The organism is candidate division WOR-3 bacterium (assembly GCA_039801245.1).
Classification (GTDB): domain Bacteria; phylum Hydrothermota; class Tepidihabitantia; order Tepidihabitantales; family Tepidihabitantaceae; genus JAOABP01.
The window spans coordinates 47,620-60,544 of record JBDRUF010000004.1 but is presented as its reverse complement, the minus strand read 5'-3'; the positions used below and the strand labels follow the sequence as shown (position 1 = coordinate 60,544).

Annotated in this window: 15 protein-coding genes; 12 read left to right on the top strand and 3 right to left on the bottom strand. The window is 51.8% G+C overall.

Annotation, left to right across the window (positions count from 1 at the left end; translation table 11 throughout):
* From ABIK47_01330 to ABIK47_01275, 12 genes are all read left to right on the top strand, one after another.
* A partial coding sequence (locus ABIK47_01330) for a hypothetical protein (protein ID MEO0019269.1) occupies positions 1 to 235 on the top strand: 235 nt, incomplete at its 5' end.
* 112 nt (positions 236 to 347) lie between these two features.
* Positions 348 to 1,460, top strand: a complete 1,113-nt coding sequence (gene fbp, locus ABIK47_01325; GenBank protein MEO0019268.1) for a fructose-1,6-bisphosphate aldolase/phosphatase — start codon at positions 348 to 350, stop codon at positions 1,458 to 1,460.
* A 49-nt stretch (positions 1,461 to 1,509) separates the two neighbouring features.
* Entirely contained in the window at positions 1,510 to 2,517 is a 1,008-nt protein-coding gene (locus ABIK47_01320) for a MoxR family ATPase (GenBank protein MEO0019267.1), read from the top strand.
* On the top strand, positions 2,514 to 3,017 hold the full coding sequence (locus ABIK47_01315) for a DUF177 domain-containing protein (GenBank protein MEO0019266.1): 504 nt from the start codon (positions 2,514 to 2,516) through the stop codon (positions 3,015 to 3,017). Before ABIK47_01320 ends, ABIK47_01315 begins: the two co-directional genes overlap by 4 nt.
* Before the next feature lie 86 nt (positions 3,018 to 3,103).
* Complete coding sequence (locus ABIK47_01310) at positions 3,104 to 3,562, top strand: hypothetical protein (GenBank protein ID MEO0019265.1); 459 nt, start codon at positions 3,104 to 3,106, stop codon at positions 3,560 to 3,562.
* A gap of 47 nt (positions 3,563 to 3,609) precedes the next feature.
* Complete coding sequence (locus ABIK47_01305; GenBank protein ID MEO0019264.1) at positions 3,610 to 5,259, top strand: hypothetical protein; 1,650 nt, start codon at positions 3,610 to 3,612, stop codon at positions 5,257 to 5,259.
* A gap of 146 nt (positions 5,260 to 5,405) precedes the next feature.
* A complete protein-coding gene (locus tag ABIK47_01300) occupies positions 5,406 to 5,654 on the top strand; it encodes a 4Fe-4S binding protein (GenBank protein ID MEO0019263.1) in 249 nt (82 codons plus the stop codon).
* A complete protein-coding gene (locus ABIK47_01295) occupies positions 5,651 to 6,757 on the top strand; it encodes a 2-oxoacid:acceptor oxidoreductase subunit alpha (protein ID MEO0019262.1) in 1,107 nt (368 codons plus the stop codon). The genes ABIK47_01300 and ABIK47_01295 overlap by 4 nt, the downstream gene beginning before the upstream one ends.
* Positions 6,754 to 7,578: a 2-oxoacid:ferredoxin oxidoreductase subunit beta gene (locus ABIK47_01290; protein ID MEO0019261.1), complete on the top strand. Its 825-nt coding sequence runs from the start codon at positions 6,754 to 6,756 to the stop codon at positions 7,576 to 7,578. The genes ABIK47_01295 and ABIK47_01290 overlap by 4 nt, the downstream gene beginning before the upstream one ends.
* Positions 7,575 to 8,129 (top strand): 2-oxoacid:acceptor oxidoreductase family protein, encoded by a 555-nt coding sequence (locus ABIK47_01285; GenBank protein MEO0019260.1) that lies wholly within the window; start codon positions 7,575 to 7,577, stop codon positions 8,127 to 8,129. The genes ABIK47_01290 and ABIK47_01285 overlap by 4 nt, the downstream gene beginning before the upstream one ends.
* A 198-nt stretch (positions 8,130 to 8,327) precedes the next feature.
* Positions 8,328 to 10,037 (top strand): urocanate hydratase, encoded by a 1,710-nt coding sequence (gene hutU / locus ABIK47_01280; GenBank protein MEO0019259.1) that lies wholly within the window; start codon positions 8,328 to 8,330, stop codon positions 10,035 to 10,037.
* Positions 10,038 to 10,040: 3 nt separating this feature from the next.
* Entirely contained in the window at positions 10,041 to 11,345 is a 1,305-nt protein-coding gene (locus tag ABIK47_01275; GenBank protein MEO0019258.1) for a hypothetical protein, read from the top strand.
* Here the strand turns inward: ABIK47_01275 and ABIK47_01270 are convergent.
* The 3 genes from ABIK47_01270 to ABIK47_01260 form a co-directional block, all read right to left on the bottom strand.
* Entirely contained in the window at positions 11,331 to 11,780 is a 450-nt protein-coding gene (locus ABIK47_01270; GenBank protein MEO0019257.1) for a methyltransferase, read from the bottom strand. The genes ABIK47_01275 and ABIK47_01270 overlap by 15 nt on opposite strands.
* A gap of 71 nt (positions 11,781 to 11,851) precedes the next feature.
* Positions 11,852 to 12,451 carry a hypothetical protein gene (locus tag ABIK47_01265; protein MEO0019256.1) on the bottom strand — a complete coding sequence of 200 codons (600 nt, stop codon included), beginning with the start codon at positions 12,449 to 12,451 and terminating at the stop codon, positions 11,852 to 11,854.
* Positions 12,452 to 12,461: 10 nt separating this feature from the next.
* Positions 12,462 to 12,854, bottom strand: coding sequence for a 4-fold beta flower protein (locus ABIK47_01260; GenBank protein ID MEO0019255.1), 393 nt, complete (start codon positions 12,852 to 12,854; stop codon positions 12,462 to 12,464).
* Positions 12,855 to 12,925 lie beyond the last annotated feature (71 nt).

Genomic DNA, 12,925 nt, shown 5'->3' with positions numbered 1-12,925 from the left:
GTGCTGGGAAAATCGGGATATTTCTTTGAATTTCAATGTGTTATCAATAAATTTAACAATTTTAGACCCCACCCCCTATACCGTCCCCCTAAGGGTTTTGCAGGTTGCCTTTTGGGCTGTTTTTAATGTCGTCTGGGATGGGATATTGGGCGTTGGCTTTCTGGTGGTATTTTCGGGGGCGATGATGGTGATGATGAGTTTGGAGTCAGGGGGAGAGGGGATGGTGATTTTTTAGGTTGCGGTTGAGGTCGGATTGAGAGTTGTTTTTGGGTGAGTTCTCCATTTCTTGACCTGAGGAGATTGGTGGGTATAATTAAAAACTTAAACCCAAAGGAGGAATGGCAGATATGAGTAAATCAGATTCCCAGTCAATGATAACGCTCTCGGTTATCAAGGCTGATATCGGCGGCTATGTCGGTCATTCGGCAAGCCATCCCGAGATTATCAAGCGTGCCCAGGAAAGTCTTGCTAAGGCGCAGCAGAGCGGGCTTTTGGTTGATTTTTATGTTACCAGTTGCGGGGATGATTTGGAGTTGATTATGACCCATCACCAGGGCAAGGATAGTGAGAAAATTCACAAACTTGCCTGGGATACATTTATGGAGTGCACCTCGCTTGCGAGAGAGCTGAAGCTCTATGGCGCGGGGCAGGATATGCTTGCAGATGCCTTTTCCGGTAATGTCAAGGGAATGGGTCCGGGTGTGGCGGAGATGAGTTTTGTTGAGCGCCAGTCAGAGCCGGTTCTGGTTTTCTGCGGGGACAAGTGTGCGCCCGGTGCCTGGAACCTGCCGCTGTTTAAGATTTTTGCGGACCCGTTCAATACGATTGGCTTGGTGATTGACCCTTCAATGCACGACGGGTTCAGGTTTGAGGTGCACGATGTTTTTGAGGGCAGGGATATCGTTCTTTCCTGTCCTGAGGAGATGTACGATTTGCTCGTTTTGATTGGCTCGCCGGAGAACTATGTGATTAAGAATGTGTTTAAGAAGAACGGCGAGATTGCCGCTACCAGTTCAACCCAGAAGCTGGCTTTGATTGCGGGCAGGTATGTGGGCAAGGATGACCCGGTGATGATGGTTAGGTGCCAGTCCGGCTTTCCGGCGGTTGGTGAGGTTTTGGAGGCTTTTGTCTTTCCGCATATGGTTTCCGGCTGGATGCGGGGTTCGCACTACGGTCCTTTGATGCCGGTGGCGCAAGCGGAGGCAACACCATCAAGGTTTGATGGACCGCCAAGGGTGATTGCCCTCGGGTTTCAGTTGAGCAATGGCAAGCTGATCGGACCACGGGATATGTTTGCCGACCCGGGTTTTGATCGGGCAAGGCAGGAGGCGAACATAATCGCCGATTTTATGCGCCGGCACGGACCTTTTGAGCCGCACCGGTTGGGTTTGAGGGAGATGGAATACACCACCCTGCCTTTGGTCTTGAAGAAACTTCTGGAAAGGGAAGGGAAGAAATAGTTTAAGGTAGAGGGTTATTTACCTCTGCCGAGAAAAAGAAAGGCGCATTGTGGTCAGGGATGTCTTAGGAGATGATGTTCTGGCGGTGGCACGCCTGGCAGAGGCAAGGGAGCGGATTGAGGCTGAGGTTGGTAAGGTCATCGTCGGGCAGAAGGAGGTTTTAGAGCAGGTCCTTATCTGCCTTCTGGCACACGGGCATGCGCTTTTGATTGGTGTGCCCGGGCTTGCCAAGACGCTTCTGGTCAATACCCTGGCACAGGTCTTGGATTTGTCCTTTAACCGGATTCAGTTCACGCCCGATTTGATGCCATCAGACATCACCGGCACCGAGATAATTGAGGATGACCCCGAGACAAAGGGAAGGCGGTTTCGGTTTGTGCCCGGTCCGGTCTTTGCCAATGTTGTCCTGGCAGATGAGATCAATAGAACCCCACCCAAGACCCAGGCGGCGCTTTTGCAGGCGATGCAGGAGTACCGGGTCACGGTGGCAGGCCAGACCTACGAGTTGCCCGCACCTTTCTTTGTCCTGGCGACCCAGAACCCGATTGAACTGGAGGGGACCTATCCCCTGCCCGAGGCGCAACTTGACCGGTTTATGTTCTCGGTGATTGTTGACTATCCGAGCGCGGAGGAGGAGAAGGAGATTGTCAAGAGCACAACCTCGGCTTATGTGCCGGACTTGGCAAAGGTGCTTTCCGCCGAGGAGATAAAAGTTCTGCAGGAACTGGTGCGCCGGGTGCCGGTCGCCGATGAGGTGATTGATTATACCATCAGGCTGGTGGGGATGAGCCGACCCGGGAGCAAGGCGCCTAAGTTTATCAATGACTGGGTGAGCTGGGGCGCAGGACCGCGGGCATCGCAGTATCTGGTCTTGGGGGCAAAGACCAGGGCAGTCCTTGCGGGCAGGTATACGCCGACGATTGCTGATGTCAAGGCGGTGGCATTGCCGGTTTTGCGGCACCGGATTATCGCCAACTTCACCGCCGAGGCGGAGAATGTCAAGGTTGAGGACATCATCCGCCGGCTCATCGCCGAATGTCCTGAGGGGCGGGGATGAGAAGGCTTGGGCTGGTGCCCCTCGCCAGCCTGAAACCAGGGGATAACCGGTTTGAGCTTTCGGGTGAGGCACGGGATTTTGGGTGCGAGGTGCAGGAGGTCAAGGAGAACCCATTATTCCAAGGGCTCATTGACGGGATAAAGGTTATGGTGGTCATCACGAGGAGCGGTCAGCGGTTTCTGGTGAGGGGAAGGCTTTCATTCCGGGCAAGGCTTAAGTGCGCCATCTGCGCCCGTGATTATGAAAGGATATTTGACGAGGAGATGGTTGCCGAGTTTACGATGCTGAAAAGGGAGCGGCTGGTTTATGCTAAAGAGCTTGAGCCGGAGGAGCTTGACCGGGTGCCGATTGATGCCGACTTCATTGACCTGAGTCAGCTCATCCGGGATGCGATCCATCTGGCAATACCGATTGCGCCGAGATGCCGTGATGACTGCAAGGGAATCTGTCCGGTTTGCGGGGCAAATCGCAACGAGGTTGAGTGCCACTGCAACCGGTAAACGGTTGGTCAAACTGCCGAATTAAAATTTCGCTTGACTTCTTTTAATTTGGGTATAGCCTGATTCAATAAGAAAGGAGGTATCTTATGCGGTATGTCAGTTTGTTAGGAGTGGTAGTTTTCGCCGCAATAGTTGGTTTGAACAGTGGTTGTATGAAGTGCGGTGAAAGGGCAGGGGAGAAGATTGCCGAAAGGGCGGTGCAGGCGGCAAGCGGGGGCAAGGCAAAGGTTGATGTCGGCAGTGTTGACATCTCGAGCCTGCCGGCAAACCTGCGCTATCCCAATGCGGTTGCCAAGGCGAAGTGGGAGATTTCCACCGATGAGGGCACGGGCACCAACTACAGTTTTGAAACCACCGACCCGAAGGCAGCTGTGATTGAGTTCTATAAGAACGCCCTCAGTTCCTGGAAGAAGTCAATGACCAGCGAGACCCCCGAGGCAACAACAATGGCTTTTGCCAGTCCGGATGAGAAGGAGATGGTGATTGTTGTTGTCGGCAGTGAGAATGGCAAGACAACGCTGAATCTGACTCATACAAAAAAGTAGTTAACAGGAACTGAATTAGAACAGCAGATAGTAAAAAGGAGGGTCAGATGAAAGGTGTTTTGGTGATTTTGGCGGTATTAGCCGCCGTGACAGTGCAGGCGCAGCCGTTGCCGGTGCGTCTTTATGGCGACAGTTTGGATGAACAGGCGCATGCACTCGTTGAGGCGGCAGACAGCGGTTTCTGTATTGCAGGCTGGACTAAGAGTTACGGTCCAGGGACACCAAATGCCAGTAATGTGCTGGTTATCAAGACCGACCCGCAAGGTGCACCGGTCTGGGCGAAGATTTCCATCGGATGGGCTGATGATGAGGCGTATTCGATGGTGAAGACCTATGACAACGGTTACACCCTTTGCGGGATGACAAGGAGTTTTGGAGTGGGTTTGCCAGCCGCCAACATCTTTGTTGCCAAATTTTCTGCGAACGGCAGCTTACTCTGGAGTTATGTTTATGGGGGTGAAGAGGAGGATATCCCTTTGTCAATCGTTGAGACCTTTGACCGCGGTTTTGCCCTTACCGGGTTGACACACAGTTATGGACCTTTGCCAACACCCAATATCTTCGTCCTGAAACTGGACTCCACCGGGCTTTTTCAGTGGTTTCGAGTTTACTGGATGTCTCCCAATCATAGGGAGGATGAGGGCAGGTCAATTGTGCAGACATTGGATTCTGGTTATGTGATTTGTGGTCGGGCAAAGGTGACAAGCCCATCTAATTTTGATGCCTATCTCTTGAAGTTGAACGGTGCGGGGCGCCCTTCTTGGGTTCGGGTTGTTCCGGGCGATTCTAATGAGGAGGCGTCCTCAGTGGCGATTGACAATATGCGCAACATCTTTGTTGCAGGGTGGACAAATAGTTATACGCCATCCCAAGATCCGGCAAATCTTTTTGTAGGGATATTTAATTATGCAGGCGCACTACAGGGTTCGTGGAATTATGGCTGGCCTGGCGGTTCGGAAAAGGTTATTAACGACAGGTCTTTGATCGCCGCTCCAGATACGACAATGGTGGTCTGTGGTCCAACCACCAGTGTCGGTCCGGGAACGCCAAATCCGAATTTCCTGGTTATGAAGATTAATCTTGGTGGAGGAATTATCTGGGCGAGGTCGCATCCAAGCGCTTATGACCCTGGTTATCTGAATGATGTGCCTTTGCCAATTGCTCGGTTAAGTTGGGGTGGTTATGCGGTTGCTGGTTACACCAACAGTTATCCCCAGCGGCTTCGTGGCTACAACTTCATCCTTTCGACATTTGATGCGCGGGGCAATCGTCCGGTTTGTGCAGATTCCCAGCTCCCTGAGAGCGGGGTGATGGTCTGGGTCCAAGGTGAGGTTGCCGACTCAGGTTATCAGCCGGTAGTTAGCTTCATCTCTTTTGAAGACATTGAAGTCCAATACGACTCGGTCTGCTATGATACGAGTGGTGGAGGAGTCAAGCAGGGTTCTTTTGGACATTATCGCCAGTCTTTGTCTTTACGAGTTGTTGGTAGAGAACTGGAGTTGGAATTGAGCAGGGCAGCGCAGGTTAATCTGACCATTTTGGGAGTTGATGGCAGAGTGGTATCAGAACTAATAAAAATGGACCTGAATCCGGGTAGAAACAGGATAAAAGTGCCTGAAGGAGTTGCTGATGGTGTCTATTTTGTGCGGGCAAATGCTGGCAGGGAGATGGCGACCGCTAAACTGGTGCGTTATTAGAATAACCGGGATTGAAAGGCGGGCAGGTTCTGACCTGCCCGTTTTTTTAAGGTGAGGTTTGACAATTGCTGATGTTTGGGTAGAAGTTTATTGCTGATGGGTCTAATGATGAAGATGATAAAAGGTTTGTTTCCTTTGTTAATATAATGAAGAAGTTTCTGCTTGAAGAGCCGGTGGAGATTACCGGTCCGAAAGGACATAGACACAAAATCATCAAACATTTCTGCAAGGGTTGCCGGATATGCGTTGAGTTTTGTCCTACCCAGACACTCGGGCTCGATGAACGGTTTAAAGTCGCGGTTCTTCATCCGGAGAGGTGTATCGGGTGCAGGCTTTGCGAAATGCGTTGTCCGGATTTGGCAATATTTGTTACCAAGGGAGGAAAAGGGGAGTGAGGCAGCTTTTATCCGGTAATGAGGCTTGTGCAATCGGCGCAATCAGGGCAGGGGTCAGGTTCTTTGCCGGTTATCCGATAACCCCTTCAACCGAGATTGCAGAATACCTCGCCAGGGAGTTGCCCAAGGTTGGCGGGACATACATTCAGATGGAGGATGAGATTGGTTCAATCTCCTGTATGAACGGAGCAACCGCTGCGGGTCTGAAGGCGATGACCGCAACATCCGGTCCGGGTTTTTCCTTGATGCAGGAGGGGATTGGCTATTCAGTAATGGCGGAGTTGCCGTGCGTGATTGTGAATGTGATGCGGGGCGGACCGGCAACCGGCACACCAACAAGGACATCCCAGGCGGATGTAATGCAGGCAAGGTTCGGAACCCATGGTGACCATCCGATTGTTGCCCTCTGCCCCTGGAGTGTGAGGGAGTGTTTTGATTTGACGGTGGCGGCGGTCAATATCTCGGAGCGGTTGCGCCTGCCGGTGATTGTTCTGATGGATGAGATTGTCGGTCATATGCGGGAGGTGGTGGAGCTGCCAGCAGAGGTGAGGTTGTGGCAGCCAGAAAAGCCCAAGCCTCCGAGGGAGGAGTATTTTCATTATGACGACCAAAACAACTATGATGCCCGGATTGCCAGTTTTGGTGAGGGTTATCGGATTCACCTTACCGGTCTGACCCATCGCAAGGATGGTTTTCCAACAGATGAACCGGAGATTATCAAATGGAACCTTGACCGGCTGAGAAAGAAGATTGAGGATAACCGCTCCTGGCTCTGGGATTTGGATTATCAGGATTTGGGTTCGGAAACGGTGATTGTCTGTTATGGCAGTGCGGCACGCTCGGCGATGGAGGCAAAGTATCAGTTTGAGCGCAAGAGTGGCAAAAGGGTCGGCATTTTGAGGTTAAGGATGATATGGCCGTTTCCCACTGAGAGGCTTATCGGGCTTTTGCGGAGCGCGCGGCGGGTGATTGTGCCGGAGATGAATCAGGGGCAACTTTATCGGGAGGTGGAGCGAACCGTGAATCTGCAGGTTGGAGTGGTGTCAGTCCAGCGTTATGATGGTGAGATGCTCACGCCTGAGGAGATTATTCAGGCGCTATGATTGAAATTAAAGAAGACCGGTTTCTTGACTATTTCCGGCTTGATGAGCGGTTTCCCCATATTCTCTGTCCTGGTTGCGGGATTGGCACGATAATGGCAACAATGGTGCGCGCATTTATTGATTTGGGAATCGGTCAGGATGAGCTGTGCGTTGTCTCTGGGATCGGCTGCTCTTCAAGGGTGCCGGGATATCTTGACTGCGACACATTTCACACTTTGCACGGCCGGGCATTGCCCGCAGCAACCGGGGTGAAACTGGCAAAGCCGGAGATGAGGGTGGTGGTTATTGGCGGTGATGGTGACATTATGGCGATTGGCGGCAACCATTTCATCCATACCGCCAGGCGCAACCTTGATATCACCGTGATTGTGGTCAATAACTTCACCTATGGTATGACCGGTGGTCAGTATTCACCAACAACCCCAACCCATGAAAAGGCGACAACCGCTCCTTATGGCAATGTGGAAAGGAGTTTTGATATCTGCTTTATCGCCAAGGCAGCAGGGGCGATGTTTGTTGCCCGGAGCACCACCTTTCATGTCTTGCATATGAAGAGGATGATTGAACTGGCACTGACAAAGAAGGGGTTCAGCGTTGTTGAGGTGATCAGTCAGTGCCCGACGTTTTACGGTCGGCACCAGGGTATCGGTGATGCGGTGAAGATGCTGGAGTGGCTGAAGGGCAGTTCGGTTGATGTCAAGAAGGTTAAAGACCCCTGGCAGGTGAAGGACAAGTTTGTGATTGGTGTTCTGCACGACCAAGAGGAAATTCCGCCCTATACCGAACTCTACCAGGAGGTAAGAAACCGGGCAAAGGGATGAAGAAGATTGAAATCAGGCTGGCAGGAACAGGCGGGCAGGGTGTGATTCTGGCGAGCGTGATTTTCGCTGAGGCGGCAGGTGTTTATGAGGGGTTTTTTGCGGTTCAGACCCAGAGTTATGGACCTGAGGCAAGGGGCGGTGCGTCAAGGGCAGATGTCATCATCAGTGATGAGCCGATACTCTATCCGAAGTGCCGGAAACTGGATTTGCTCGTTGGTTTGAGTCAGGCGGCGGTTAGTAAATACCTTGTTGATTTGAAGGTAAGGGGGCTGGCGGTGATTGATGATTTTTATGTCCGTGAGTGTCCCCATCCCAATACCCTTTGTTTGCCACTTTCAAGCACCGCTCGGGAACAGTTGGGCAGGGAGCTTTTTACCAATATCCTGACCTTGGGTGCGGTTGGTCGTATTACCGGTTGGGTAAAACTTGAATCATTGCAAAGTGCGGTTGAGAAAAGGGTGCCAAGGCAGTTTCTTGAGATTAACTTAAAGGCGCTAAAGTTGGGCTGGGATTTGGCAGACAGGACAATTGGTGTAGGAAATAAGAGATAAGTAACAGTTTTTCAACAGGTTGTTAAATTGACACCTTGAAACGGATTCGAGAGGGGGAGTGACCCCCGGGGTGGATCTGTTAATGGAATTGATGGCAGGTAAATTCCCTTGGTTGGCTGGTTTGGTTGTGAGGAGGGATATGGTTATAAAGGTTGACAATAGTTGATGGAGGGATATTATTTTCTGAGGTGATTTGATATGAATAAAGGTTACCAGTATCAGCCAGTAAAGGCACCGCGGGGAAAGAGTTTATCCTGTAAGGGCTGGCATCAGGAGGCGGCGCTGAGGATGCTTATGAACAACCTTGACCCGGAGGTGGCAGAAAGACCAGAGGAGTTAATCGTTTATGGCGGCACCGGCAGGGCGGCAAGGAACTGGGAATGTTTTCAGGCGATTGTGAAGTGTCTTAAGGAGCTTGAGAATGATGAGACGCTTTTAGTGCAGTCGGGCAAGCCGGTAGGGGTTTTCAAGACATTTGAGTATGCGCCGAGGGTTTTGATTGCCAACTCCAATTTGGTGCCGCACTGGGCAAATAAAGCCTATTTTGATGAACTTGAGGCGCAGGGTCTGATAATGTTCGGGCAGATGACGGCAGGTTCCTGGATTTACATCGGAACCCAGGGGATTTTGCAGGGGACGCATCAGACATTTGTCAGTGCGGGGATAAAGCATTTTGGCAGCCCTGACCTTTCTGGCAGGCTGGTTGTTTCCGGTGGTCTGGGCGGGATGAGCGGTGCGCAGCCGTTGGCGGCAACGATGGCAAATGCGGTCTATCTTGGTGCCGAGGTTGACCCATCAAGGATTGAGCGCAGGCTTGCCTCAAAAAGGCCGCGTTATCTGGATGAGCGGATTGATGATTTGGATAGGGCGATTGATGCCGCACTGGAGGCAAAGGCCCATCGTCAGGCAAAGTCTATTGCCTGGTGTGGGAATATTGTTGACCTTTTGGAGCGGCTGCTTGCAAGAGATGTGACACCTGACCTTTTGACCGACCAGACATCTGCCCATGATGAGTTGAATGGGTATGTGCCGAGGGGGATGAGTTTTGAAGATGCGCTAAGGCTGCGCAAATTGGACCCGGCTGAGTATCGGAGGCGTTCTTATCAGACAATGGCTGAGCATGTGCGGTTGATGCTGAAACTGCAGTCAAGGGGAGCGGTGACATTTGACTACGGCAATAACCTGCGGGGCAAGGCGGTTGAGGGTGGATTTCTCAAGGAGGAGGAGATCAGGACTCCAGGGAAAATCGGCTCGTGGAAATATCCTGGGTTTGTCCCTGCCTATATCCGACCGCTTTTCTGCCAGGGGATGGGTCCTTTCCGCTGGGTGGCGCTTTCCGGTGAACCTGATGACATCATTGAGACCGACAGGATTGTGATGGAGCTTTTCCCTGAAAATCAGGCGCTAATCAACTGGCTGAAAAAGGCTGAGGCGGAGGTGCCCTTTCAGGGGTTACCGGCAAGAATCTGCTGGCTGGGCTATGGTGAGCGGGACCGGGTTGGTCTTGCCTTTAACAGGGCGGTGCGGGAGGGGAGGCTTAAGGGTCCGATTGTGATCGGGCGCGACCATCTTGACAGTGGTTCGGTTGCCTCGCCCAACCGCGAGACCGAGGCGATGCTTGACGGCTCCGATGCCATTGCCGACTGGCCGCTTTTGAATGCGATGCTCAATGTGGCATCAGGTGCATCCTGGGTTTCGATTCATTCTGGTGGTGGTGTTGGGATTGGTTATTCGGTTCATGCCGGGCAGGTGACGGTGTGCGATGGCAGTTTTGAGATGGAGGAGCGCATCAAAAGGGTGCTGACCAATGACCCCGGGATAGGTGTTTGCCGTCATGCCGATGCTGGTTATGATGAGGCGATAAGAGTGGCGCGGGCTAAGGGCATCAGGATACCGATGAGCGAATGATTGATGCGCCTTTTCCTTGTTTTCCTGCTCTGCTGCGCCTGCGGCCAGATTCGTCCTTTAACGCGCGCTGACCGGCTGAGCCCAGAGGAGAAGATAGAGTATCTGATTCTTTTTGCCCTTGACGAGGATGCGGCAAAGGAGTTTCTCAGCCTTGCCAATACCAGCGCCAGAAGGGAGTTTCTTGACTGGTTCTGGCAGCAAAGGGGCAAGGAGGAGCATGAGCGGTTTTACCTCAGGGCGGTAAAGGCAGGGGAGATGTTTGGTAAACTGGACCTGCTTGGTGATGAGCGCATTCCGGTTTATATCCGCTATGGTCCGCCACGCCGGGAGGAGTATGAACCAAGGCCGGTGGTGACCGAGAGCTCACGGCTTTTTGTCAATCCGGCAGAAATCTGGACATATGATTCACTCGGGCTGCAGTTTGACTTTGTCAAGAAAGGGGTCGGGTTCAAGGAGGTGGGCAATTCCCGGTTTGGCAAAGCCTGGATACCAAGGGCGTTTGAGGAGGTGGACTATGGCAAGCCGCCACCAAAGCCCAGCCCTGCGGCAAAAAAACTTGACCTTGCCATTGCCCTTTACCGTTTAGGTCAGCGCGAGGATTCGGTTGAGGTGGAACTGCATTATGGCATTGCCTTTGATCAGCAGACCTTAGCAGCTATAGCGGAGAATCTGATTCACCTTGAGTTTCAGTTCTCCTCAAAGCGGTACGGCACGATTAGGAGTGCGGGCTGGTATGGTTTTAGAGCCGATACGACTGCTGGTTTGGTTGTTGGCAGGCAGAGGTTTTTCCTGCCCGCAGATATCTATCAGGTTACGGCAAATGCCATTATTAGGGATGGGAAGGCATTGGGCATGCGCAGGGCAGAACTGAACCTGATTGACTATATCAGACGGAGTCAGCCCTGTTCTGACATTATTTTTTATGCCTTGGTTGATTCCCATTTTCAGAGTCCGCAGTTTGCGCGGCAGGACTGGTCTCGGGTTGTGCCGCTGGTTGTGCCGGAGGTGAAAACCGGTTCAACCTTTTATATCCTTTACGAAATTTACCATCTGACAGCCGACAGCCTGAACCGGCATCGGGCAGAGGCGAGGTATGAGATAATGGATTTAGTTACCAGACAACTGGCAGTTATTCCCACACCTGCGAGGTTTATTACCGGCTCAGGGACAACCGGAGTCGGGGTGGAGCGGATTCACACAATGGATTTGAATCCTGGCAATTACCTTTTGTTCGTTCGGGTCAAGGATTTGAACAACAGTCGTGAGGTCAGCCTTACCGCGCAGTTCAAGATTTTACCTTTGAGATAAAAAGAGCGCCTTGGCGAAAGTCAAGATCAGCGCAAGGGCGGTAACAAGCCAGGTTTGCCATTCAGATATTGCCTTTTGCAGGCTGAAATGGGCAGCCGCTATTTCCAAGTCAGACCCCTCAAGAAATCGGGTTTCTGAGCGGGCAATGAGCCCATACATCAGGATGAAGCCGAGGATTATCAAGAGGGCGATTGTGAGTGGAGGTTTGAGCGCAACGAGCATACCAGCAACAATGGCAAAGTTGCCAAGATAAAGCGGATGACGGAAATAGCGGTAAGGACCATTTGTGATTATTCTTTGGGCAGAGATTGTCTTTGACCGGGCATCGTTGCCGATATAGCCTGCAGCCCAGAATCTTAAGGCGAGTCCGCTGAAAATGAGGAGGAGGCTTTCAAGGCAGGAGGTAATGGTTGGTCGGGCAAAGATGTAAACCACGATAAAGGCAAATAAGCCGGTGATGGCACGCGCACGGAAGAGAATTTCCCCTAATTTGTTGACAGAACAGGCTATTTTACCCTTTCGGCAACAAACTCGCCGCCGCCATCAACCGGGTCAACCTCAATGTTGAACACACCCGCGCCAATGAGTTTGATTTTCGGGTCGTCGGCAAGGTCCTGCTCCTCATAACCCCGCGCGCCGGGCGAACTTTGTCTGACGATAAAGGTTGCCTCCTTAGGAGCGGTGAAATTCCAGATTTCCAACTCTTCTTCGGTCACAAGGCTGAAGCGAAATACATAACCGGTATCAGCATAGCCCTCAACCCGTTTTAATATTGGCTCTTCACCACTGACAAGCCGGCAACCCCACAGGCAGTCGAGCGAATCCCACAGAACGGTTATTTTCCATTCCTTCATACCGATGAGCGTAAGCGGCTCACTGCCTTCAAGAAGTAAATTTTTAATCGTTCCGTCACTTCCTGCAGCCTTGATTGCAATCCTACCTTGGGTGAGAAGGTTAAAGAATAAGATCGTCTGTTCTGAACGGGTTTCAATCGTGAAACTGTTCTCATCCCAGAGGGGTGTAACCTTACCTTTGATTTCAAAGCCTGGCGCTTTGACAGTAAATAGGCAGAAAAACATGGCAAGGGCTATCAGACGCTGACGCATAGTTCCCCCTTTATTTTTTTCCCTGCTGGTATGCGGGCAGAAAGTTCTCCAGTTGCATTATTGACCAGAGCGGGATGCGGTTTGGGCATTCTAGGTCAACCGCATTTTCCGGTGGCTCGGGTGGTGGTAAATCCTTATAAGCCACCGGCGGAACCTCTACCGGTGGCAAATTAAGACCGTTAACCACAGCCCCCACCTCATAACCAATTACCCTGCCGCCCCTGTCCAGGAGAACCTTATCGACGAGAAACCCGCGGTGTTGCCCTAAAATATCATACACGGTCTTCCCGACCACAAAGCCGCGCGGCTTGCCTAAATAATCGTAAATGACCGTGCCGCGCACGCGAAACACCGCCTTACCGTAGCGGTTATACAGCACCTTCTCAGAAAAGACTTTCTCCATTAAAGTTCCTAAATATTATCCTTATTCAAATGCTAAAGTCAAATCCAATGCAATTTGCATCCATTGGCTCC